Genomic DNA, 23,095 nt, shown 5'->3' with positions numbered 1-23,095 from the left:
TCACCACAACTGAGCTTGGGTCGAATCAAGCAGCTTGCGGATGGGGGCAGGCAGGCCGATAGAGGACCACTCATTGACCCCAAACCACGCCCCTTCTTCAGTGGGCTGATCCGGAATCTCCCCCGTGACCAACACGGGGTGAAGATGCAAATCCCTGTGTGTCAGCACATGGAGAAAAGGCTGGAGTTCGTTGCAGGAGATGCGAGAAGCATCACCTAAGAATTTGACATATCCGTTCAAAGAGGCGCCGTCGGCGAAGACCGGCACACAATGCATGCCAGCCCATATCCCAGCAGAGGGGCGACGTTGCAACCACACCTGACCAGCAGAATTTCGAAGTACCAGAAGCTGCCAAGACTCAGACCGGCGTGCCAGCTTGCGCGTCTTGACGGGGTAGCGTTGTGGGTCTCCGTCTTTGAATGCCACACAGCGGCCCGCCAAAGGACACCGGTCGCAACGTGGCAATCGTGGCGTACAAATCGACGCTCCCAGATCCATGAGTCCCTGGGTATAGCGGGGCATGGCCGTAAGCAGATTTTTCTGCGGCAGCAGTGACTCCGCCTCCTTCCAGAGCAGACGCTCGTTTCCCGACGACGCGAGGTCCTTTTCAAAGCCGAGCAAACGCGTCAAAACCCTGCGCACGTTGGCATCAAGAATAGGCACGCGTTCAGAGAAACAGAATGCGGCAATCGCTCCAGCGGTGGAACGACCAATCCCCGGCAAGGTAGCCAGCATCTCGGCGGAGCGAGGAAAGGAGCCTCCGTGCTCTGCCACAACCTGCTGGGCGCAGCGATGCAGGTTGCGAGCCCGGGTGTAGTAGCCCAGCCCGCTCCAGAGACCCATCACTTCATCCTGCGCTGCCTGCGATAGGGCCACTACGTCGGGAAAACGCTCCAGAAAGCGCGCGTAGTAGTCAAGTACCGTCGTAACCTGCGTTTGCTGCAGCATGATCTCGGACAGCCAGACCCGGTACGGATCGCGCGTCTGTTGCCAAGGCAGGTGATTGCGGCCATGAGACGCCTGCCATGCGACCACGAGCCCAGCCACATCCTCCCGCCCACCGCTGCTCATGCAGATACCAGATGGCTACCCGATGTCACGGAGTCAAGACCGGGCAGAGCAACAAGCTGAGAGGTCAGCTCCTGCAGCCTTTGCTCCAGTTGGACCAACTCATCCTCACTCGCTTCAATTTCCGCAATGCGCTCCACCAAACCGCTGGCAGCCTGCTGAATGCGATCCACAGCCTCGATGCGACGCGCAAAACTACGGCGACGCTCACGCAGCTGCGCATCCAGTTGGGCCGTAGCAGATTTGCTCCACAGTTCAAGATCGTTCGCGGCCGATTCATACACGGTGCGCAAACGCATGGCAAGAGCCCGGACCAGACGTTCCGCAAACTCAGGCTGGGCCAGCTTGAGCGCGTTCCCCATGCCGAGGTATTGGAGATGGCTCTGTTCGATCTGATTGAGATCGTGCGTAAAGTGCTCCAGCTGCGGAGGCGAGGGGACCTGCAGAGAAAAGCCGAACTCGGCATTGAGTTGCCTGAAGGTGCCACCCAACATGGCCTGAATCTCAGTGCCTGACGCTTGTGCTTTGTCCAGCGTACCGCGCAACTTGTCGAAAGTCTGAAGATAGATTTTCTTCACACCCAGCTTGAGCCCTTTTTGCTGCAGGGTCTGTGCCAATTCCGAAAGCTCGACTTTGAGCGCCTTGGCTCCCAACTGCTGAAATACATCTCGAAGCAGCTTCAGATGGACCGCACGCACCGCCTGGATTTTGGAAGTGCTCAGGTCAAACTCCCGCTGTTCCTGTTCGATGCGGTGCCGCATCGATTCGATCACAGACGCATTCTTGCCGCGCAAGCTTCGCAATTCGGCCATCTGGTCGTCAAGATCTCGGCGTCGGATATTGATGACCCTAGAAGTCTCAGTGCGCAAACTGGCCACGCCGTTGGCCACAGCCGCCCGCAAAATAGACTGCCGCCGCCCCATGATTCCTTTGGCCAGCGCCTCTTCCAGAACAGGCAGGCCGCTGGTCTCCAGCAGCAGATCATCAGCAGTGATCTTGGCGACCAGCCCTTTTTGCGCAGACACGGGCACAACCCTGTCCAGCGGAACACCCAGCATTTCTGCAGACGTACTGCACTGGCGCTCCATCTGCGCCTGCACCTGCTCTGCAGAATTGAGCGTGTCCCACAAGGTGTCTATCTTGTTGAGCACCACCAGCCGGGCGTCCATGCTGTCCGCCGAAATGGCAAGGTGCTCGCGCCAGATGGACAAATCAGAGCGGGTAACTCCGGTGTCAGCGCTCAGAATGAAGACCACCGCATGCGCCTGCGGAATCAGGTTGACGGTAAGTTCAGGCTCAGCGCCCACGGCATTCAGCCCTGGTGTGTCCAGAATCACCAGCCCCTGTTTCAGCAAAGGATGGGGAATATTGATGAGGGCGTGGCGCCACATGGGCACCTCCACCAAGCCCTGGGCATCAGGCACAGGGTTTTCATCGGTCAGATCATCGTGCCAAAAGCCCAATGCCCGCGCGTTGTCCAGGCTGACCTTTCGTACTTCGGCCACCTTTTCGAGCGCCTTGGCAATCTGGTCCGCGTTTCCGACATCCAGGGGGATCTCCTGCCACCGGTCCGTTTTAACCCGCCACTCCGCCAGGCTCTGCATCTGCAGTCGGGTTTCAATGGGCAGCAGCCGAAGGCTGGGCGCCACGCTGGCATCGTACCCAAGTTCGGTGGGGCACATGGTGGTGCGCCCTGCACTCGCAGGCATGATGCGGCGGCCATAGTCTGCAAAGAAGATCGCGTTGATCAACTCAGATTTGCCGCGCGAAAATTCGGCAACAAACGCCACCATGACCTTGTCGCTGCGAACCTGCTCCTCCAGGCGTTGCAGCCGCTCCTGGACGGCTGCGTCCATGAGTTCGTGCGAGGACATCCACTCGGCCAGCCGCTTGAGTTGCTGGGCGAACTCACGCCGCCAGGCACCATGCTGGTCGAACTGTTCGTTGAATGAAGGTCCCACTTTGCTCCCAGAGATCTAAGAATGGCCTGCAGGGCAGGCATACACAAAATATAGCATCGACCGCTCGCGGGCCGTCATGCCACGGCGAATTGGTGCTTGACCTGATTCAAGGCCGCTGGCACATCGGGCAAAAATAGCTGCTCCGCTGCCCCTGGCGCAGCACCTTTATCGAAGTGCCACAAACATGGCATGGCGCTCCATCGCGTCCATAAACGTTGGTCTGGGTCTGAAAGTGGCCTGCCATTCCATCTGCATTGGAAAAATCGCGCAGCGTGCTGCCCCCCATATCCACGGCCCGCGCCAATACAGACCGAATGGCAGCGTGCAATTTGAGCACCCGCGCAGGCCCGATACGCGACGCACTCGTCGTGGGACGGATTCCAGCCAGAAAAAGCACTTCTGACGCGTAGATATTGCCAACCCCCACCACCAGCCGGCCAGCCAAGAGCAACTGTTTGATGGGCATCTGGCTCTTTTTCAGACCAGCCTGGAAAACAGCAAGAGAGAATCCGTCAGACAGCGGCTCCATTCCCAGCCCGCCCAGAAGCTTGGTCGCAACAGGGTCTTGCTCCCCATGAACGTACACCACGGCACCGAATCGGCGCGGATCGTGCAACCGCAGCGTCCCCTGGCTGGTCAGCATGTCAAAGTGATCGTGGACTCCGGCCGCCGGTAACCCCTGGCCGAAGCGCAGGCTGCCCGACATCCCAAGATGCACAAGCAGAACTCCTCGACTGGTATCGGCCAGCAAATATTTTCCGCGGCGGCGCAGGCCCATCACCTGCTGCCCCACCAAAGTCTGTGGCGCGCACCCCAGAGGCCAGCGCAAGGATTTGCCGAGGGTGACCGCCTCAATGCGGGCGCCAGTGATGGCCTGAACCAAACTGCGGCGGGTCACTTCCACTTCGGGCAACTCAGGCATACAAAGACCCCGGCAATGGGTTAACAGGCATGGATTATTATGACCCGATGGTGCTATTTCACAGCTTTCGGATTGCCGCATTGACGACCGTGATCGCGGTATCCGCCCACTCAGCATGGGCACAACAGACCGGCAGTGACAGCCGCCCCGCCACAGATGAATCTCCAGTGGTATCCAACCCGGCACTGGATGCTGAATTGTTCTACGAGATTTTCCTGGGCGAAATCAGCGCCCGGACAGGCGACCCCGGTGCTGGTTATGCCTTCATGCTGGAGGCTGCACGCCGCAGCGCAGACGGCCAACTCTACCAAAGGGCCGCAGATATCGCCTTGCAGTCACGATCGGGTGAATATGCACTGGCAGCTGCCAAGGCGTGGAAAGAGGCCCTGCCACAGTCGCGCGAGGCAAATCGCTATGTGCTGCAAATTCTTGTTGCACTGAACCGTATTGGCGAAACACCCGATCTGCTGCGCCAGGAGCTCGCCCAATCATCCCCCCGCGCAAAGGCTTCGACCCTGTCCGCACTGCCCCAGATGTATGGGCGTGCCAGCGACAAGGCGCTGGCAGCGAAGGTGGTGGAAGCCGCCCTCGTGGACGAGCTTTCCCACCCTGCCACCGGCCCTGTGGCCTGGGTATCCCTGGGTCGCCTTCGCCTCGCTGCGGGCGATAAATCGGGGGCACTGGATGCCGCTCGGCGCGCGCAGGCTCTTGACGACGCCAATGAGGGGGCCGCCAGGCTGGCGCTGGAGCTGATGGAAGAGAACACCCCCGAGGCCGAACCACTGGTAACACAAGCACTTGCCAAGCAACCCGTGCCAGAGTTGCGAATGGGCTATGCGCGGGTTCTTTTGGGCTTGCAGCGCTATCCCGATGCTGCCCGTCAACTGGAATACGTCACCAAAGAGAAACCAGACTTGGTAGAGGCCTGGCTGGTGCTGGCCACCCTGCAGTTGCAAGACAACAGGCTCTCCGCTGCAGAGAGTGCGCTGCAGCGCTTCATGGAGCTCACCTCCGCCGCGACCGATCCTGAAGTGCGTCAGAAAGGGCTTACGCAAGCCTATTTGCTGTCCGCACAGCTCGCAGAGAAGAAGGGCGATTTTGCCGCTGCAGAGGCGTGGCTCAACCGCATCGACAACGTGGACGAAGCGTTCAGTGCGCAAAGCCGCCGCGCGTCGCTGCTGGCACGGCAGGGCAAAGTGGCCCAGGCGCGGGAACTGCTGCGAAACCTGCCAGGAACCTCTGCTGACGACAAACGTATGAAGCTGCTGGCCGAGGTGCAGCTACTGCGTGACCTGCGGCTTTACGAGGAAGCCTACCAAGTCCAGAGCGAGCTTGTGGCGCTCGCACCTGATGACGCCGAACTGGTGTATGACCAAGCCATGCTGGCCGAAAAAGCGGGTCACCCGGAGACTATGGAGAAGCTGCTGAGGCAGGTGATTTCCCAGAAGCCTCAATACCACCATGCTTACAACGCCCTCGGTTATTCATTGGCAGACCGGGGCGTGCGACTGGACGAAGCCAAACAGCTGATTCTGAAAGCACTGGAGTTCGCCCCCTCCGATCCCTTCATTACCGACAGTCTGGGCTGGGTGGAATTTCGCATGGGCAACAAGGCAGAGGCCAAGCGGCACCTGGAAACCGCCTACAAAGCTCGCCCGGATGTAGAAATCGCAGCGCATCTCGGTGAGGTGCTTTGGAGCCTGGGTGACAAGGAAGCTGCTCTCAAGGTCTGGAAAGAAGGCGCGCGGACAAGCCCTGACAATGAAACGCTGAAAGAAACGCTGAAGCGCCTTGGGGTGAGCCTTTGATGTACGGAGGTTCAAGAACTCCTTTTCAACACGTTGCGCGCCTCATGGTCGGCCCCCGTCTCGCCGGGCTGCTGTTGTGGGTGGCCTGCGCACTGTGGCTGGTCGGCTGCGCGCAGCCGCCACAGGTACCTGCAGGCGAAGAAGATGCCTGGAATGGGCGTATCGCCCTGCAGGTGGAAGGACAGGCATCGCAGTCGTTCTCTGCAATATTCGAACTGCGGGGCAATGCACAGACCGGGGGGCTTGCACTGATCAGCCCGCTCGGCAGCCGCATCGCACAGCTGGAATGGAAAGATGGCCATGCACAGCTGACCAGCGCGCAAGAATCGCGGACCTCTGATTCGCTCGACGCACTGCTGCAGGATGTGACGGGCGCGCGCATCCCCGTGGCCGCCCTCTTCGCTTGGCTCAAGGGTGTACAAACCACCGTGCCAGGCTGGAGGGCCGACCTTTCGGCCCTGGAACAGGGGCGACTGGTGGCACACCGCGACGACCCCGCCCCCCAGGCCACTTTGCGCATTGCACTGACCCGCTAGCCGCCCTCCTCACGCGCCCTATTCGTTGCCATGCAATCCCTGTATGACGTGCCGGCTCCGGCAAAGCTCAACCTGTTCCTTCACATCACAGGCCAACGCGCGGACGGGTACCACCTGCTGCAGTCGGTCTTCATGTTGATCGACTGGTGCGACACCCTCCATTTCGAGCGCCGCGCCGGTGGCGCTATCACACGCGAAGACCTGGGCACGGCACTGCCAGAGCTAGACCTGACGATCAAGGCCGCGCTCGCACTGCAGCGAGCCACCGGCTGCACCCAGGGTGCACACATTGGCGTCGTGAAAAACATCCCCTCGCAGGCGGGCATGGGTGGTGGCTCTTCCGATGCAGCCAGCACCTTGCTTGCCCTTAACAGGTTGTGGGGTCTGAACCTGTCGCAATCGGCACTGGAAGCTATTGGTCTGAAGCTCGGTGCAGACATTCCATTTTTTTTACGCGGTCACAACGCCTGGGTCGAAGGAATTGGTGAGACAATCACGCCGCTTGAGAAAGCACAGCAACTACCGCAAGCGCGCTTTGCCATCGTGAAGCCCGCTGCAGGCTTGGAGACAAAAGCAATTTTTTCGTCACCAAGTTTGAAACGCGATTCAGATAGTGCTACAATCTTAGGCTTTGCTGCAGCACATTTTGACTTCGGTCGAAACGACTTGCAGCCAGTTGCCCAGGCACTTTGCCCCGAGGTTACCGAAGCCATTGAATGGCTCGATGCCCGAGGATTGCAAGGCAGGATGACAGGCTCAGGAAGTGCAGTGTTTGCGCATATGTCACATGCAGTTGACTTGAGTGGAGCCCCACAGGGCTGGCAAGTTAAGGAATGTGAAAATCTGATGGTTCATCCTCTGGCAGGTTGGGCATCAGGCAAGAATTAAGGTTAGCTGCCTTCGGTAGTTGACCTGTGTAGGGGAGTCGCCAAGCTGGTTAAGGCACCGGATTTTGATTCCGGCATGCGAAGGTTCGAATCCTTCTTCCCCTGCCAAACGCTTTCCGCGTACGGGCTTTTATTTCAGACTGCTGGGACGCTCATGCAAGCCAACCACCCCGACTTCATGGTTTTCACCGGCAATGCCAATCCAGGCATGGCAGCTGAAATTGCCCAACACCTCGGCACCACCCTCGGTGCGGCTGACGTGGGTCGATTCTCCGACGGTGAAGTCACCGTTGAAATCAAGCAAAACGTGCGTGCACGCGATGTTTTCGTGGTGCAGTCCACCTGCGCCCCCACCAACGAAAACCTCATGGAACTGCTGATCATGGTTGATGCGCTCAAGCGTGCATCGGCTGAGCGCATCAGCGCCGTGATCCCCTACTTCGGCTATGCCCGCCAGGACCGCCGCCCGCGTTCGACGCGCGTGCCTATCACCGCCAAGGTGGTGGCCAACATGCTGCAAGCTGTGGGCGTGGCACGCGTGCTGACCATGGACTTGCATGCCGACCAGATCCAGGGCTTTTTCGACATCCCGGTGGACAACATCTACGCGTCGCCCGTGCTGCTGGGCGACCTGCGCCAGAAGAACTATGAAGACCTGATTGTGGTCTCGCCCGACGTGGGTGGCGTGGTGCGCGCCCGTGCACTGGCCAAGCAGCTCAACTGCGACCTGGCCATCATCGACAAGCGCCGCCCCAAAGCCAACGTGTCCGAAGTCATGCATGTGATCGGCGAAATCGAAGGCCGCAACTGCGTGATCATGGACGACATGATCGACACCGCCGGCACGCTGGTAAAGGCCGCTGAAGTGCTCAAGGAGCGTGGCGCCAAGAAGGTGTACGCCTACTGTACGCACCCTATTTTTTCGGGTCCTGCCATCGAACGCATCGCCAAGGGCTCGGCCCTCGATGAAGTGGTGGTGACCAACACCATCCCGCTGAGCGACAACGCCCGGGGATGCGCCAAGATTCGCCAACTTTCCGTGGCCCCGCTGATCGCAGAGACGATCCAGCGCATTGCCAAGGGTGAGTCGGTGATGAGTCTGTTCTCGGACCAAGACAACCTGTTCTGACAAACGCGGGGCTCGCAAGAGGCCTTTGGCTTGGAAAGACGGTTGATCAGGACACCAAGCCTCCTTCGGGAGGCTTGTCTGTTGGTTCGGGAACGAAGTGTGGCCTGCTATCGCGGGCCTTTTTAAAACAGGGCAAGACTGGTCGCGGTCTGTCCTTTTCAGGAGCTAGTTATGAACTTCGTCGCTTTTGAGCGCGCCAAGCAAGGTACGGGTGCGAGCCGCCGTCTGCGCAATTCGGGCAAGACGCCTGGCATCGTCTACGGTGGCACCGCCGAACCCCAACTCATCGAGGTGGACCACAATGCACTGTGGCACGCCCTCAAGAAGGAAGCTTTCCACTCCAGCGTGCTGGACATGGAAGTTGCCGGCACGACCTCCAAGGTTCTGCTGCGTGACGTGCAATACCACCCCTACAAGCAACTCGTGCTGCACATCGACTTCCAGCGCGTGGACGAAAAGACCAAGCTGCACATGAAGGTGCCACTGCACTACAGCGGTGCTGACGAGTCCAACGCCGTCAAGGTCGACAAGTGCATGGTCAACCCGATCGTGAACGAGTTGGACGTGACCTGCATGCCTTCGGACCTGCCTGAGTTCATCGCTGTGGACCTGTCCAAGCTGGAAAAGGGCGCATCCCTGCACCTGAAGGACATCAAGCTGCCCAAGGGCGTGACGGCCAAGATCCGTGGCGGTCAGAACAACAACCCCGTGCTGGTGTCCGTGGTGCCTCCAGTGGTGGTCGTTGAGACCCCTGCCGAAGCCGCTCCTGCTGCCGATGCCAAGGGCAAGGGCAAGGGCAAGAAGTAATCGGTCAACGACCTCGATGACTTCACCCGGTCAGCCCGCCCTGCGGCGTTGACCCCCAACGGCCCACCTTGTGTGGGCCGTTTTCATTGGCGCAAAGCCATTCGCATCTGCAAACCGTCTGGCTCTAACCACCCCACACCCACCGATAATCCCGCCAATGATCAAGCTGTTTGTAGGCCTTGGAAACCCCGGGCCAGACTACGAAGCCACCCGCCACAACGCCGGTTTCTGGTGGATTGATGCGCTGGCGCGCGAACTCAAGGCCACGCTGGTGCCCGAGCGCAGCTACCACGGGCTGGTAGCGCGCACGACGGTGCATGGGCAAAGCGTCTGGCTGCTGCAGCCACAGACCTTCATGAACCTCTCCGGCAAGTCGGTGGCTTCGCTGGCGCGCTTCTTCAAGATCCAGCCCGAAGAAATCCTGGTGGTGCATGACGAACTGGACATTCCGCCAGGGCAGGTCAAGCTCAAGCGCGGCGGCAGCCATGCAGGGCACAACGGCCTGCGGGACATCCATGGCCAGCTCGGCTCCCCTGACTATTGGCGCCTGCGCGTGGGCATCGGCCACCCGGGCGTGAAAAGCGAAGTCGCCAACTGGGTGCTCAAAAAGCCCTCCCCCGACCAGCGCACGCTGATCGAAGACAGCATCGTCCATTCGCTGAAGGCCTACCCGGCCATGCTGGCGGGCGAGATGGACAAGGCCACCTTGCTCATCCACACCACCAAACCGCCGCGCCCCAAGCCCCCCCGCCCTGCAGAAGACTGAGCGGCGCGGCAGGGATAAGGGGAACGACGGTCCGTCGCATCCCTTTCTGTCAATAGCTATTATTTTTATAGCTTCTTGCGCTTAATAGATAAGCGCTAGAGCCAAAAAACACTACAAACTAACTCGAAGCTGGTGCCTGCAACCGCTGGAACTTCTGCCACAGGGTTTCGCGGTTCTCGACGTGCTGCGGGTTCACGGGGATGCAGGCGACGGGGCAGACCTGCACACATTGGGGCTCGTCAAAGTGCCCCACACATTCCGTGCACTTGTTCGGGTCGATCTCGTAGATCTCCTGCCCCAGATAGATGGCCTGGTTAGGGCATTCGGGCTCGCACACATCACAGTTGATGCACTCGTCGGTGATCATCAGCGCCATACGGCCTCCCTGGGCACAGGGCCAAAAACAATGGAGACGGGGTACGCGGCGCGGTTCATGCTCCGTATTATCCCGCGCTGGTGGCATGTGCCTTGCATGCCACACTGCAACCCACCACCGCTGACGGGGATGTTTTTACCGTTATGCTGTGTATACACATTAATTTTGACGCCCGCGCGCCCTAACCCTCTCCTCACCCACCTCACCCATGGGCCTGTTTTTTCTCAAGCGGTTTATTACCCTCCTGGCCACGCTTATCGGCGCGTCCATTGTTGTGTTTCTGGTGCTGGAGATCCTTCCGGGCAACGCCGCCCAGATGCTCATGGGACCCGACGCCTCGCCCGAAGCCGTGGCTGCGCTGGCCAGCAAGCTGGGGTTGGACCAGCCCGCCAGCCTGCGCTACTGGCAATGGGTGAGCGGGCTGGTGGTGGGCAACATGGGCGACAGCTATGCCTACAGCTCACCCGTGCTCGACCTGGTGCTGGAACGCCTGGCCCTCACGGTGCCGTTGGCACTGATGGCCATGGTCATCACCACCGTGCTGGCCCTGGTGGCAGGTGTGTATGCAGCATCGCGCCACAACAAGATCGGTGATGTCGGCGTGATGGGGCTGGCGCAGATCGGAATTGCCATTCCCAATTTCTGGTTCGCCATCCTGCTGATCCTGCTGTTCTCCGTGAAACTGCAGTGGTTCTCGGCCGGTGGCTTCCCCGGCTGGACCGAAGACGCTGGTGGTAGTCCACTCGAAGCCCTCAAGGCCCTGCTGTTGCCCGCGATTGCGCTGGCCGTGGTGCAGGCCGCCATCCTCGCGCGCATCACGCGCTCGGCCGTGCTGGAGGTGCTGCGCGAAGACTTTGTGCGCACTGCCCGCGCCAAGGGCCTGTCGCAGCGCGCGGCGCTCTGGGGCCATGTGCTGCGCAACGCCATGATCCCGGTAATCACCGTGATGGGGCTGCAGTTTGCCAACCTGCTGGCGGGCACCATCGTGGTGGAGAACGTGTTCTACCTGCCCGGCCTGGGGCGCCTGATCTTCCAGTCCATCTCCAACCGCGACCTGATCGTGGTGCGCAACTGCGTGATGCTGCTCGCCGCCATGGTGGTCATCGTGAATTTCGTGGTGGACATCCTTTACGCCGTGATCGACCCGCGCGTGAAGGCCTCCGACATCTGATCCCCCCATGAACGCTGTCATTCCTTCGCCTTCTGTCACCTCTGCCCCCAGCTGGCTGCACCGCGCGCTGCGCCACCGCAGCTTCGTGATCGGCGCCATCCTGTCGCTGCTGCTCCTGCTGGCCGCTGCACTGTCGCTGGTCTGGACACCCTGGTCGCCCTACGAGATGGACCTGGCCTCCAAGCTGCAGCCGCCCACGGGCACACACTGGCTGGGCACCGATGCCTTTGGGCGTGATGTGGCGTCGCTGTTGCTGGTGGGTGCGCGCAATTCCATTCTGGTGGGCGTGATCGCCGTGGGCATCGGGCTGACCGTTGGCACGGCGCTGGGCCTGCTGGCTGCGGCCAAGCGCGGCTGGGTCGAAGAACTCATCATGCGGCTGGCCGACTTTACGTTTGCCTTCCCGGCCATCCTGTCCGCCATCATGCTCACCGCTGTGTTCGGCGCGGGCATCGTCAACTCCATCATTGCCATCGGCATCTTCAACATCCCGACGTTTGCGCGCGTCACCCGTGCATCGGCCAACGCGGTGTGGTCGCGTGAGTACATCCTGGCGTCGCGCGCCTGCGGCAAGGGCAGCTTGCGCATCACGCTGGAGCATGTGCTGCCCAACATCCTGTCGGTGCTCATCGTGCAGGCCACCATCCAGTTCGCCATTGCCATCCTGGCCGAAGCCGCCCTCTCCTATTTGGGCCTGGGCACCCAGCCGCCCCAACCCTCCTGGGGCCGCATGCTCAGCGAAGCACAGACGCTGATGTTCCAAGCCCCGCTGCTGGCCGTCTGGCCTGGTGTGGCGATTGCGCTGGCCGTGCTGGGGCTGAACCTGCTGGGTGACGGTCTGCGCGACCTGCTGGACCCACGCTTGTCGCGCAAGCGCTGAAACCTCCGCCGAACCTTGCACGAACTGTTCTCCATGTCTTTCCTGCTCGAAGTCTCCAACCTCCGCATCCGCCTGCAGACGCACCGCGGCCCGGCCGATGCCGTGCGCGGCGTGAATTTTTCTCTGGCGCGCGGTGAAACCCTGGGCCTGATTGGTGAATCGGGCTGTGGCAAGTCCATCACCGCCATGTCGCTCATGGGCCTGCTGCCCGAGAGTGCACAAGTCACCGGCAGCATCCGCTTTGATGGGCAAGAGCTGGTGGGCCGCACCGATGCGCAGATGTGCAAGATGCGCGGCAACCGCATTGGCATGGTGTTCCAGGAGCCCATGACCGCCCTGAACCCCGTGCACACCATTGGCCGCCAAGTGGCTGAGCCCCTGCGTCTGCACCGGGGCATGGATGCGGGCAGCGCCCGCAAGGAAGCCATCGCGCTGCTGGACCGCGTGGGCATTCCCAACGCGGCGCAGCGCATCGATGCCTACCCACACCAGTTCTCGGGCGGGCAGCGCCAGCGCATCACCATTGCCATGGCCCTGGCCTGCGGGCCCGACCTGCTGATTGCCGATGAACCGACCACGGCGCTCGATGTGACCATCCAGCAGCAGATCCTGGACCTGATCAGCGACCTGGTGGCCGAGCGCAACATGGCCATGATCCTCATCTCGCACGACCTGGGCGTGATCTCGCAGAACGTGGACCGCATGATGGTGATGTACGGCGGCAGTGTGGTGGAGAGCGGCTCCACCGCGTCCGTCTTCTCGGCCATGGCACACCCCTACACACGGGGCCTGTTTGCGGCACGCCCCCACCTGGGTGCCGCGCACACGCCCGGCCAACGCCCCCGCCTGTCCACCATCCCCGGCACGGTGCCTGAGCTGGTGGACCTGCCCGCAGGCTGCCCTTTTGCGGGCCGGTGCAGCTACACCATCGACGCCTGCCACCACGAGTCCCCCCCGGCCACCCTGGTGGCCACCGATGCCGATGGCGACCACGTGGTGCGCTGCCTGCGCCGCGAAGCCATCGCCGAAGCGCGCGGCGCAGTGCAAGGTGTGGAGGTGGCTGCATGAGCGACAAAACACACAACGCCAGCAACAGCCCCCTGCTGCAGGTGAAAGACCTGGTGCGCGAATACACGCTGCCGCGCGAGCACCTGTTCCAGCCCCCAGGCAAGGTGCAAGCCCTCAACGGCGTGAGCTTCTCGATTGCCGCCGGGCGCAGCCTGGGTGTGGTGGGCGAGTCGGGCTCGGGCAAATCCACCCTGGCCCGGCTGGTGATGGCGCTGGATGCGCCGACCGCTGGCACGGTGGAGCTGCTGGGCCGCAACCTGCACCAGCTGCCCACGGAAGAACTGCGGCAGGCGCGGCGCGACTTTCAGATGGTGTTCCAGGACCCCTATGGTTCGCTGGACCCCCGCCAGACGGTGGAGCGCATCGTGACCGAGCCACTGCAGGCGCAGGGGCTGACCACGCGTGCCGAACAGCGCGAGCAAGCGGGCCAGGTGCTGTCGCAAGTGGGCCTGCGCACCAATGACCTGGGCAAGTACCCGCACGAGTTTTCTGGCGGCCAACGCCAGCGCATCGCCATAGCGCGTGCGCTCATCACGCGGCCCCGCCTCATCGTGGCGGACGAACCCGTGAGCGCGCTCGACGTGTCGGTGCAGGCCCAGGTGCTGAACCTGATGCAGGACCTGCAGCAGCAGTTCGGCATCACCTACATGCTCATCAGCCACGACCTCGCGGTGGTGAATCACCTGTGTGATGAGGTGGTGGTGCTCTACCAGGGCCGCATCGTAGAGCGGGGTTCTCCCGGAGAGCTGTTCCGCAACGCGCAGCACCCGTACACGCAATCGCTGGTGGGTGCGGTGCCGCAGGTGCTGCCGGGCCGTGCAAGGGCGCGCCGTGCCGCTGCTGCGGCCGCAGCAAAAATCGTGTAACCAAATACCGATGTGATGGTGTAAAAAGCTTTTGTGCTCCCCGGTAACCCATTGCAAAGGCGCCGGGGTCTTCGTCTGGTTTTTTGTCTGGAGAGTCCGAACATGCTGAACCGCCGTACCGTCCTTGCCACTGGCGCCATCGCCGCTGTGCCCTTGACCACCTCGCTTGGCGCCCTGGCGCAAAGCCGCAAAGATGCGGTGACGCTGGCGATGACGCTGGAGCCCCCAGGCCTGGACCCGACAGCCGGTGCCGCGTCTGCCATCGCCGAGATCGTGCAGTACAACATCTTCGAGACGCTCACCAAGATCAACCCCGACGGCAGCGTGTCGCCCCTGCTGGCCGAAAGCTGGGAGGTCTCGCCCGACCTCAAGACCTACACCTTCAAGCTGCGCCGTGGCGTGAAGTTCCAGAACGGCGAGCCCTTCACCGCTGCGGCCGTCAAGTTCTCGTACGACCGCGCGGGCGGTGAGAAGAGCACCAACAAGGACAAGCGCACCTTTGCAGGCATCACCACCCAGGTGGTGGACGACTACACCGTGGTGCTGCTCAACAAGGAGATCGACCCCGACCTGTTGTTCATCCTCGGCCAGGCCACCTCCATCATCGTGGAGCCCAAGAGCGCCGACACCAACGCGAACAAGCCCGTGGGCACCGGCCCCTACCAGCTGCAGGCCTGGAACAAGGGATCATCCGTGGTGCTGACCGCGTGGGACGGCTACCGCGACGCCAAGGCCATCAAGATCAAGCGCGCCACCTTCCGCTTCATCTCCGACCCCGCCGCCCAGGTGGCCGCCCTGCTGGCCGGTGACGTGGACGCCTTCCCGCGCGTCACACCGCGCAGCGTGGCACAGTTCAAGGCCAACCCGAAGTACCAGGTGATCGTGGCAGGCTCGCGCGCCAAGACCATTCTGGCCATCAACAACGGCAAGAAGCCGCTGGACGATGTACGCGTGCGCCGCGCCATTGCCGCAGCCATTGACCGCAAGGCCGTGATCGAAGGCGCGGGCGACGGCTACGGTGCGCCCATTGGCAGCCACTACGTGCCTGGCGCCTTTGGCTATGTGGACACCACGGGCGTGAACCCCTACGACCCCGAGAAGGCCAAGAAGCTGCTGGCCGAAGCCGGCATCAAGACGCCGCTGGAGCTGACCATGACGCTGCCCCCCACGCCTTACGCCCGCCAGGGCGGCGAGGTGGTGGCCGCCCAGCTGGCCAAGGTCGGCATCGTCGCCAAGATCCAGAACGTGGAATGGGCGCAGTGGCTCAGCGGCACCTACGGCAGCAAGAACTACGACCTGACCATCATCAGCCACGTGGAGCCCTTCGACCTGGGCAACTTTGCCAAGCCCGACTACTACTGGGCCTACAACTCGCCCAAATTCAACGACCTGTTCACCCAGATCAAGAACGCTGCACGCCCCGCCGACCGCGCCAAGCTGCTGGGCGATGCGCAGCGCCTGTTGGCCAACGATGCAGTGCACGCCTTCCTGTACTCCAACCAATGGATCACGGTGGCCAACAAGAACCTCAAGGGCCTGTGGAAAGACATGCCCGTGTTCGTGAACGACATCTCCGCGCTGTCCTGGTCTTGAGATGGGCCCCCCCCTGAGGCCCTTCGGGCCTTCCCCCCGCTCTCGCATTGCTGCGCAATGCGGGCAGGGGGACGCAGCCCTCGCTGCGGGGCGGCCCTTGCTCGGCTGTCCACGCCTGGGCCGCGCCAGTTTCGCGGGCAGCGCACAACGCAATGAATAGCTGAAGCACGCAGAAGCAGACAGCTCCCAAAATAATAGCTGCCAGCGCTTTACCAATAAGCGCTAGCAGCCTTTTTTATTGATAAAACTCCCCAAACCCCGCCATGACAGCCCTGCACGACCTGCCCGCCCACGACCTCCTTGCCGCCTACCGCCAGCGCACGCTGTCCCCCGTCGAGGTCACGCAGGCCGTGCTGGCCCACATTGAGCGGTGGGAGCCCCACATCCGCGCCACCTACCTGCTGCGCCCTGAGATGGCCCTGGCGCAAGCCCGCGAATCGGAAGCCCGCTGGCTGCGTGGTGAGCCCAAGGGCGCGCTGGACGGCGTGCCCAGCACCATCAAGGAAAACATCGCCACCGAAGGCGATCCAACGCCCCTGGGCACGGCCGCCGTCGAGCTGGTGCCCGCCGCAGCCGATGCACCGCCCGCCGCCCGCATGCGCGAGGCGGGCGCCGTCATCGTGGCCAAGACCACCATGCCCGACTACGGCATGTTGTCCTCGGGCCTGTCCACCTTTCACCCCCTGTCGCGCAACCCGTGGGACACCCGCAAGGGCCCCGGTGGCTCCAGCGCCGGCGGTGGCGCTGCCGCAGCCGCAGGCTACGGCCCACTGCACATCGGCACCGACATAGGCGGCTCGCTGCGCCTGCCCGCCAGCTGGTGCGGCATCTTCAGCCTGAAGCCCAGCCTGGGCCGCATTCCGATCGATCCACCCTACACCGGCCGCGCCGCTGGCCCCATGACCCGCACCGTGGCCGACGCCGCACTGATGATGCAGGTGCTGAGCCAGCCCGACGCGCGCGACAGCATGAGCCTGCCCTACCAGGACATCGCGTGGAGCCAGTTCAACAAGGGCGCCGAACGCTTGCGCGGCCTGCGCATTGGTTTGCTGCTGGACGCCGGATGCGGCCTGCCGGTGGAGCCCGAGGTGAAAGCCGCCGTAGAACGCGCAGCAAAACTCATGGAGGCGGCGGGCGCCACCATCGTGCCCATGGCGCCTTTCATGACCCAGGCCATGCTCGACGGCATGGACCACTTCTGGCGCATGCGCTCGCACATCGACCTGCAGGCCCTGCCCGCCGCGCGGCGCGACAAGGTGCTGCCCTACATCCGCACCTGGGCCGACAGCGCAGCGGGCATGAGCGGCACCGAAGTCTTCAACGCCAGCCACCAGTTCCACCTGACGCGGGTCAACACCGTGAAGGCCTGCAGTGCCTTTGACTATGTGATCTCCCCCGTGGCGCCCATGCCCGCCTTCCAGGCCGAACTGCCCTCGCCCACCAACGACCCGCTGCGCCCGCTAGAGCACATCGGGTTTACCGTGCCCTTCAACATGTCCGAGCAACCTGCCGCGTCGGTCAACTGCGGCTACACCACAAGCGGCCTGCCCATTGGCCTGCAGATTGCGGGTGCACGTTTTGACGACCTGGGCGTGCTGCAGGTGGCACATGCATTCGAGCTGATCCGTGAACCCCAGCGGGCTTGGCCCCAGCCGCCAGCGGGCTGAAAGCATGGCCGGAGGTTGTTGGTAACCTTGGGGGTTTGTTGGCAGACACCGGGCCACCCTGGGCCACCACTCTCCCACCCCCTGTACGAACGCACCACACCGCATGGACATCCTCATCCTGGCGATCCTGATCGCCACCGGCACCTACATGCTCAACGCCAAAGAGCAGCGCAAGCGCATTGCGCTGCTGGGCAGCCACCTGGCCAACTACCAGATCGAAAAGCTCATGGAGGCCCTGACCGACGGCTACCTGCGCGCCCTGGGCGAAAGCACGGACGAGCGCCGCCAGCAGATCTGGAGCCTTCTGAGCACCACCGAGGCGCAACTCACCGAGCAATTCAGCCGGTTTGCCGCCGACTTTGCCAAGGAGCCCGAGGCCACCACACGCGTCAGCCGCCTGGCAATGGCGATCCCCTTTGCCGAGAAGATATTGCCCAGCTTCACCTTCGACATGCGCAAGGCCCTGGCCATTCACGCGCGCGGCATTGCGCACGTGGTGCAGAACACCAGCCACCTTGCGCCCAAGGACCGTGCCTTCATGATGACGGCCGAACTGTTCCTCATGCAGCACACCTGCCACTGGTTCTGCAAATCCAAGACCATTGCAACCGCCCGCATGCTGGCGCGCCACCAGACGCCGCACGAGCAGCTCGTGGCCTCGGTGTCTGCCGACACCCGCAAGGCCTATCTGACGCTGATCAAGGGCGGCTGATCCACCACCCCTAACAATGCCCCATGCCATCCTCCACGCACACCCGCACGACCGATAGCCTGGGCAACCCCGTCACCTTGCAGGACACCGCCAGCGCGGCGGCCTTGAATGACTTTGTAGAAGGCTTCATCGCCTGCGAAGCCCGCGCGGTGAATGTACTGAACGCAGCCGCAGACACCAGCCCCATCGTGCAGGCCAGTTGCGCGGCGCTGCACATGTTTGCCGAATCGGCCGACGCGCCGCGCAACGCGCGCCCCTTCATCAACCAGGCGCTGGCCAACGCCCCACAAGCCAGTGACCGCGAGCAACGTTTTGTCGCCGCTGTGGCTGCCTGGGTGGACGGTGACCTGCCCCGTGCGATTGCGCTGCATGAGGAGCAGGCACGCCTGTTTCCACGCGACCTGGCATCGCTCAAACTCGGTCAATACCATCTATTTAACCGGGGGGACTCGCCCGGCATGCTGCGCCTGGCCCTGCAGGCTGTACCTGCCGCCGCCGATGTGCCGTACCTGCACGGCATGCTGGCCTTTGGCTGGGAGCAATGCCATTTGCTCGACCGCGCCGAGGCCTCCGCCCGCCACGCCATCGCCCTTTGCCGCAAAGAGCCCTGGGCCCACCACGCCCTGGCCCACGTCATGCTGACGCAGGGACGCATCCGCGAAGGAGGCGACTTCATGGCCAGCATGAGCGACACCTGGACGGGCCTGAACTCCTTCATGGTCACGCACAACTGGTGGCACCAGGCGCTCTTTCTGCTGGAGCAGGACCGGCATGCCGAGGTGCTGGCGCTGTATGACAGCCAAGTCTGGGGGGTGGTCAAGGAATACACGCAGGACCAGATCGGCGCCGTGTCACTGCTCGCTCGGCTGGAGCTGGCGGGCGTAGACGTGGGCGACCGCTGGACCGACGTGGCTGACCACCTGGCACTGCGCCTGGCCGACCACGTGTTGCCCTTCCTGGACCTGCAATACCTCTACGGCCTGGCCCGCGCCGGGCGCATGGAGGCCGCACGCACACTGCAAAGTAACCTTGAGGCCCACGCAAACACCCGCACCGAGGCGCACGAGCGCACTGTGTGGCAGCAGGTGTGTGTGCCTGCAGCGCACGGCCTTCTGGCACATGCGCAGGGCGACTGGGCCACGGCGGTGGAGAAGCTGGGCGTGGCCCTGCCCCGGCTGGTGGAGATTGGCGGCAGCCATGCGCAGCGGGATTTGTTCCACCAGATCTGGGTGGATGCGCTGCAGCGTAATGGGCAGTGGGGGGCGGTGCAGAACGTGTTGCAGCCGTTGGTGAATGGGCAGCCGGAGTCGGTGCGATTGGCGAAGCAGGTGCGGTTAGTGAACAAGCAATTGGGGCTACCTGAAAAGTACAAAAAGCCCGCCTCACAGATCAACAAGTTGCGTCTGAGACTGATGCACCAGCAGGCACTTCAAAGATTGAGTGACTCGGAATTACTCCATAACGCATCAGACGACGGCGATCAATTTGATTCCCAGTATTTGCTGCGCTTGCTAGGCATGGAGCTTTTGCTCAAAGTGGTTTTTGAGAAAACGCTCCATGAAAAGGCACACGGGCATAGATATGACAAGCTGTTCAAACGCTTGCCGGAAGATCTGCAAGATCGCCTTATCCGCCTGGCAGGAGAGCGAATTGGGCCGTCCGGCTTAACGGACAATGCCCAAAGCCTTTTCAAGGAATGGGGACAGAACTTTGTCGCCTTACGGTATCCATGGGAGCGCTATGATGGGCTATCAGAAGACCAGTACGCAACGCTTGAAGAAAAGTGGATTGCTGAGGGCGCCCCACTAAAAAAGGCAACTTTTCGGTATCACCCCGAAGAGCTCTTCGGCATGCTTTACGCACTTCAAACCGTCGCAGATGAGTTGCGCGAGTCTTGATTTATGACGCGTGACCATCCGAGCCGACTTCCCACTCTCTGACCTCACCGCACCACCAACTTCGTCTGGTCATACACCGGCTGCTCCGGCAAATCCGCCAGGTGCCGCACATCGGCCCAGTCCAGCACTTCCACCGCCTCGCCACTCACCCGCACGCGGTTGAGCCCCGCGTTGGGGATGTCGCTCTGGCGCGGGCCGTCCAGCCCGGTGCCACGCGCAGTGCGCCAGATCATGTCGAGCACGCCGCCATGGGTGACCACCATCACCGTCTGGCCGCTGTGCTGCTGCGCGATGCGGTAGACAGCGTCCATCACGCGGGTGTGGAACTGGCGGGTGGTCTCGCCGCCGGGCATGCCGTAGTCGGCTTCAAAACGCAGCCACTGGTTCCATGCGTCGGCGTGCTCCAGCTTGACGTCATCCACGCGCTTGCCGTCCACCACGCCAAAGTTTTGCTCGCGCAGGGCGCTGTCGGTGAGGGTGTCGATGCGGGCCTCAGGGAACAACACCTGCAGGCTGGGCGTGGCGGTCTGCTGGGTGCGGATGAGGTCGCTGCAGATGAGGTGGTGCACCACGGGGCGCTCTGCAGCCAGACGCTCAGCCAGGCGGCGGGCCTGTTCGTGGCCAGTGGCGTTGAGGGGTACGTCCACATGGCCCTGAAAACGCAGCTCGCGGTTCCAGTCGGTCTCGCCGTGGCGGATCAGGATCAATTCAGTCATGCGTGCCATTATCGAATGTACACACATTAATGCAAGCAATTTTGGCCTCTAGCGCTTATCCAGCAAGCGCTAGTAGCTATTATTTTTATAACAAGCACCGCAATCACAGAAGCCATTGGCAGCCAGCCACAGCTACCGCATGGGCACGATCAGCACCTTGCGCCGGGGCTGGCAGCCAGGGCCTTCATAGGCAGCGCTGTCGCGCTCCCAGCCGTGGCCGGGCGAGGTTTGTGCACACACGCGCTGGCCATCGACCAAGCTGCGCCAGTAAAACCAGGGCGCGGGGGCGGCCTGCACCAGCAGCGGGTCCAGCAGGACCAGCGCGAACAAAAAGCGGGGGGCGAAAGGCATGGGCAAACAAAGCATCCAGCGACTGCACCCCATGCTACTGAGCCTGCGCAGGGCCGATGCCCTGAAAAGCGGCGGAATCGTTGGTCAGGGCTTGTCCGCTGTGACGATCCAGCCTTCGAGCGGGTCCAGCCCTGGGGGCAGGCCATAGAGCGCATCGCCCTCGGCATGGCGCTGCTCGGCCCAGGCGGCCTGCAGCAGGCACAGCACGGCGTCCAGGCTGTCGCCGCTAGCGTCATCCACCAGGGTGTCGCGCTGGGCGTGGCTGAGCTTGAGGCGCAGGCCCAGGCGGGTCTGGCCCAGCTCCAGCGCGTTGACCAGGTCTTTGCGGGCGATGAGGCGGTCGGGGGTCTGCTTGGCGCGGTCGTCGCTTTTGTAGCTGCGGCGCTGCAGTACCTCGCGCGCCAGCAGGCCGGGGTAGGCCTCCAGCGCCACGCGGTGGGGGTCGCCAGTGTGCAGGCCGGGCAGATGCACACCCGCATCCAGCAGCAGAGGCAGGCCCGCGTGCAACATGTAGGCCACGGGCGGATTCACCCATTTCATCGAGGGGCTGGAGCCTGCGGGCCCGTCGGTGGCGCGGTGGGCAAACTTGCCGCCCACGGGGCGGGCATCGCAGAACGCCGCAAACTGCGCGCGGATCTGCCCGCGGCTGAGGCTGCGGTAGTGCAGCATGCAGGCATGCCAGTCGGTGGGCCAGCCCAGCGCCTGCACCAGCTCGCGCGGCAGGCCAAAGGGCAGGTCGAACCCGCCCACCCAGTCGCCGGGCTGGGCCAGCCACTGGCCGAACGCGGCCAGGGTGTCGAACGGCTGCAGCGCGGTGAGCGACACGCGCGCGCCCTGGCGCTGGCCCAGCGCCAGCACGATGGGTTTGCGCCGCGTGGGGCTGCTGGAGAAGTCGCAGCCCAGCAGCAGGGTTTGTGGTGCGGCGGCCGTCATCCCAGTGCCAACGCCGTGACACCGGCCGCAATACACAGCGCGCCAAAAATGCGCGCCACGCGGTCACCCTCGCCCAGCAGGTGCCCGCCAATCAGCGCTGCAAACAGCATGGACACCTCGCGCGCTGGGGCCACGTGCGACAGGGGCGCCTGCTGCATGGCGTACAGCACCAGCACATAGGCCACTGGGCTCACTACCGCCACCAGCAGCGCAAAACGCCACTGCGCCAGCCAGAGCGTGCGGGCCGTGGGCAGGTCGCGCAGCACCACGGGCGCGAGCAGGCCCACACGCACAAAGTTGCCCATGTAGTCCACCAGAATGGGCGACATCAGCAGAAACTTGACCGCATAGCCGTCGACCACCGTGTAGCCGGCAATGAAGGCCCCCGTGAGCAGGCCGTACAGCATGCCCTTGTGCACCCGCGCCCGCGCGGCAGGGTCATGAGCGGCGCGCAGCAGGCCCGGGCCGCCCGCGATCAGAAACACGCCCCCCACCACGCCCACGATGCCCAAGGCTCCCAGCGCCGAGATCTGCTCGCCCAGCAGCGTGATGGCCACCAGCGACGACAAGAGCGGCCCCGAGCCGCGCGCCAGCGGATAGACCACGGTGAGGTCCGCCACACGGTAGCCGCGCAGCAGGATGACGAAATACGCCACATGCAGCAGCCCGCTGGCGGCGACAAAACCCCACTCCACCGCGCCCCACTGCGGCACCGCATCGCGCCCCAGCCACCAGCCCAGCGGCGCCCAGACGACCATCATGATCACCGAGGTGAAGAACGCGAACCGCGAGTCCCCCCCGGCCTTCTTGGCCACGATGTTCCAGCACGCGTGGATGAGGCCAGCGAGGATGATGAGGGCGAAGGCGGTGAAGGTCACGGGCGGGAAAAAGAACGGCCTGAACAGAAAAGCCGCAGCGCCTTCTGGGCGGCTGCGGCTGCAAAACGTGATTGCTGGCTGCGAAGAAAAGTGGGGCGATTT

The 23,095-nt window shown here is 62.9% G+C and carries 21 protein-coding genes, 1 tRNA gene and 1 pseudogene; 15 read left to right on the top strand and 8 right to left on the bottom strand.

Translation table 11 applies throughout. The features are described 5' to 3' along the window. The 3 genes from mutY to mutM all read right to left on the bottom strand — a co-directional run bounded on the left by mutY (position 1) and on the right by mutM (position 3,951). The gene (gene mutY / locus ACODS0_RS15620; RefSeq protein ID WP_488835916.1) at positions 1–1,071 is read right to left on the bottom strand and encodes an A/G-specific adenine glycosylase; all 1,071 of its coding nucleotides are present in this window, start codon (positions 1,069–1,071) and stop codon (positions 1–3) included. After that, a complete protein-coding gene (locus ACODS0_RS15615) occupies positions 1,068–3,029 on the bottom strand; it encodes a dynamin family protein (RefSeq protein ID WP_055399056.1) in 1,962 nt (653 codons plus the stop codon). The genes mutY and ACODS0_RS15615 overlap by 4 nt, the downstream gene beginning before the upstream one ends. A 106-nt stretch (positions 3,030–3,135) precedes the next feature. Next, positions 3,136–3,951, bottom strand: coding sequence for a bifunctional DNA-formamidopyrimidine glycosylase/DNA-(apurinic or apyrimidinic site) lyase (gene mutM, locus ACODS0_RS15610; protein WP_431152016.1), 816 nt, complete (start codon positions 3,949–3,951; stop codon positions 3,136–3,138). Between the two features lie 29 nt (positions 3,952–3,980). On the opposite strand from mutM, the gene ACODS0_RS15605 reads away from it, so the two are divergent. The 7 genes from ACODS0_RS15605 to pth all read left to right on the top strand — a co-directional run bounded on the left by ACODS0_RS15605 (position 3,981) and on the right by pth (position 9,884). Continuing rightward, the gene (locus ACODS0_RS15605; RefSeq protein WP_488835915.1) at positions 3,981–5,759 is read left to right on the top strand and encodes a tetratricopeptide repeat protein; all 1,779 of its coding nucleotides are present in this window, start codon (positions 3,981–3,983) and stop codon (positions 5,757–5,759) included. A 44-nt stretch (positions 5,760–5,803) separates the two neighbouring features. After that, positions 5,804–6,295 carry a lipoprotein insertase outer membrane protein LolB gene (locus tag ACODS0_RS15600; protein ID WP_488835914.1) on the top strand — a complete coding sequence of 164 codons (492 nt, stop codon included), beginning with the start codon at positions 5,804–5,806 and terminating at the stop codon, positions 6,293–6,295. A gap of 30 nt (positions 6,296–6,325) precedes the next feature. Beyond that, positions 6,326–7,183, top strand: coding sequence for a 4-(cytidine 5'-diphospho)-2-C-methyl-D-erythritol kinase (gene ispE / locus ACODS0_RS15595; RefSeq protein WP_488835913.1), 858 nt, complete (start codon positions 6,326–6,328; stop codon positions 7,181–7,183). Between the two features lie 30 nt (positions 7,184–7,213). Continuing rightward, a tRNA-Gln gene (locus ACODS0_RS15590) sits at positions 7,214–7,290 on the top strand. Positions 7,291–7,336: 46 nt separating this feature from the next. Then, positions 7,337–8,311, top strand: coding sequence for a ribose-phosphate pyrophosphokinase (locus ACODS0_RS15585; protein ID WP_055399067.1), 975 nt, complete (start codon positions 7,337–7,339; stop codon positions 8,309–8,311). 171 nt (positions 8,312–8,482) lie between these two features. Next, positions 8,483–9,118: a 50S ribosomal protein L25/general stress protein Ctc gene (locus ACODS0_RS15580; RefSeq protein WP_055399069.1), complete on the top strand. Its 636-nt coding sequence runs from the start codon at positions 8,483–8,485 to the stop codon at positions 9,116–9,118. 157 nt (positions 9,119–9,275) lie between these two features. Then, positions 9,276–9,884 (top strand): aminoacyl-tRNA hydrolase, encoded by a 609-nt coding sequence (pth, locus tag ACODS0_RS15575; RefSeq protein ID WP_055399071.1) that lies wholly within the window; start codon positions 9,276–9,278, stop codon positions 9,882–9,884. A gap of 118 nt (positions 9,885–10,002) precedes the next feature. Here pth and ACODS0_RS15570 read toward each other — a convergent pair whose 3' ends face one another. Continuing rightward, a complete protein-coding gene (locus ACODS0_RS15570) occupies positions 10,003–10,260 on the bottom strand; it encodes a YfhL family 4Fe-4S dicluster ferredoxin (protein ID WP_055399073.1) in 258 nt (85 codons plus the stop codon). Between the two features lie 208 nt (positions 10,261–10,468). Here ACODS0_RS15570 and ACODS0_RS15565 point away from each other — a divergent pair, with 208 nt between their 5' ends. From ACODS0_RS15565 to ACODS0_RS15530, 8 genes and pseudogenes are all read left to right on the top strand, one after another. Next, the gene (locus ACODS0_RS15565; RefSeq protein ID WP_055399075.1) at positions 10,469–11,431 is read left to right on the top strand and encodes an ABC transporter permease; all 963 of its coding nucleotides are present in this window, start codon (positions 10,469–10,471) and stop codon (positions 11,429–11,431) included. Between the two features lie 7 nt (positions 11,432–11,438). Continuing rightward, the gene (locus ACODS0_RS15560; RefSeq protein ID WP_488835909.1) at positions 11,439–12,311 is read left to right on the top strand and encodes an ABC transporter permease; all 873 of its coding nucleotides are present in this window, start codon (positions 11,439–11,441) and stop codon (positions 12,309–12,311) included. A gap of 33 nt (positions 12,312–12,344) precedes the next feature. Continuing rightward, positions 12,345–13,379, top strand: a complete 1,035-nt coding sequence (locus tag ACODS0_RS15555) for an ABC transporter ATP-binding protein (RefSeq protein WP_488835907.1) — start codon at positions 12,345–12,347, stop codon at positions 13,377–13,379. After that, positions 13,376–14,245: an ATP-binding cassette domain-containing protein gene (locus ACODS0_RS15550; RefSeq protein WP_488835905.1), complete on the top strand. Its 870-nt coding sequence runs from the start codon at positions 13,376–13,378 to the stop codon at positions 14,243–14,245. The genes ACODS0_RS15555 and ACODS0_RS15550 overlap by 4 nt, the downstream gene beginning before the upstream one ends. Before the next feature lie 102 nt (positions 14,246–14,347). Continuing rightward, positions 14,348–15,838: an ABC transporter substrate-binding protein gene (locus tag ACODS0_RS15545; protein ID WP_488835903.1), complete on the top strand. Its 1,491-nt coding sequence runs from the start codon at positions 14,348–14,350 to the stop codon at positions 15,836–15,838. Between the two features lie 263 nt (positions 15,839–16,101). Then, on the top strand, positions 16,102–17,505 hold the full coding sequence (locus ACODS0_RS15540; protein WP_487255632.1) for an amidase: 1,404 nt from the start codon (positions 16,102–16,104) through the stop codon (positions 17,503–17,505). A 103-nt stretch (positions 17,506–17,608) separates the two neighbouring features. After that, the gene (locus ACODS0_RS15535; protein WP_055399085.1) at positions 17,609–18,217 is read left to right on the top strand and encodes a hypothetical protein; all 609 of its coding nucleotides are present in this window, start codon (positions 17,609–17,611) and stop codon (positions 18,215–18,217) included. A 23-nt stretch (positions 18,218–18,240) separates the two neighbouring features. Next, a pseudogene (locus tag ACODS0_RS15530) lies at positions 18,241–19,578 on the top strand (tetratricopeptide repeat protein); the annotation flags it as partial. Positions 19,579–20,159: 581 nt separating this feature from the next. Here the strand turns inward: ACODS0_RS15530 and ACODS0_RS15525 are convergent. From ACODS0_RS15525 to ACODS0_RS15510, 4 genes are all read right to left on the bottom strand, one after another. Then, entirely contained in the window at positions 20,160–20,831 is a 672-nt protein-coding gene (locus ACODS0_RS15525; RefSeq protein ID WP_209817548.1) for a histidine phosphatase family protein, read from the bottom strand. Between the two features lie 132 nt (positions 20,832–20,963). Next, entirely contained in the window at positions 20,964–21,182 is a 219-nt protein-coding gene (locus ACODS0_RS15520; protein WP_218298679.1) for a hypothetical protein, read from the bottom strand. 84 nt (positions 21,183–21,266) lie between these two features. Next, positions 21,267–22,115, bottom strand: a complete 849-nt coding sequence (locus ACODS0_RS15515) for a DUF429 domain-containing protein (RefSeq protein WP_488835900.1) — start codon at positions 22,113–22,115, stop codon at positions 21,267–21,269. Further along, positions 22,112–22,993, bottom strand: coding sequence for an EamA family transporter (locus ACODS0_RS15510; RefSeq protein ID WP_488835898.1), 882 nt, complete (start codon positions 22,991–22,993; stop codon positions 22,112–22,114). The genes ACODS0_RS15515 and ACODS0_RS15510 overlap by 4 nt, the downstream gene beginning before the upstream one ends. Positions 22,994–23,095: the final 102 nt, after the last annotated feature.

The organism is Acidovorax sp. FG60 (genome assembly GCF_057808995.1).
Note: the sequence above shows the minus strand (reverse complement) of the source record. Positions and strands in the feature narration are given on the sequence as shown.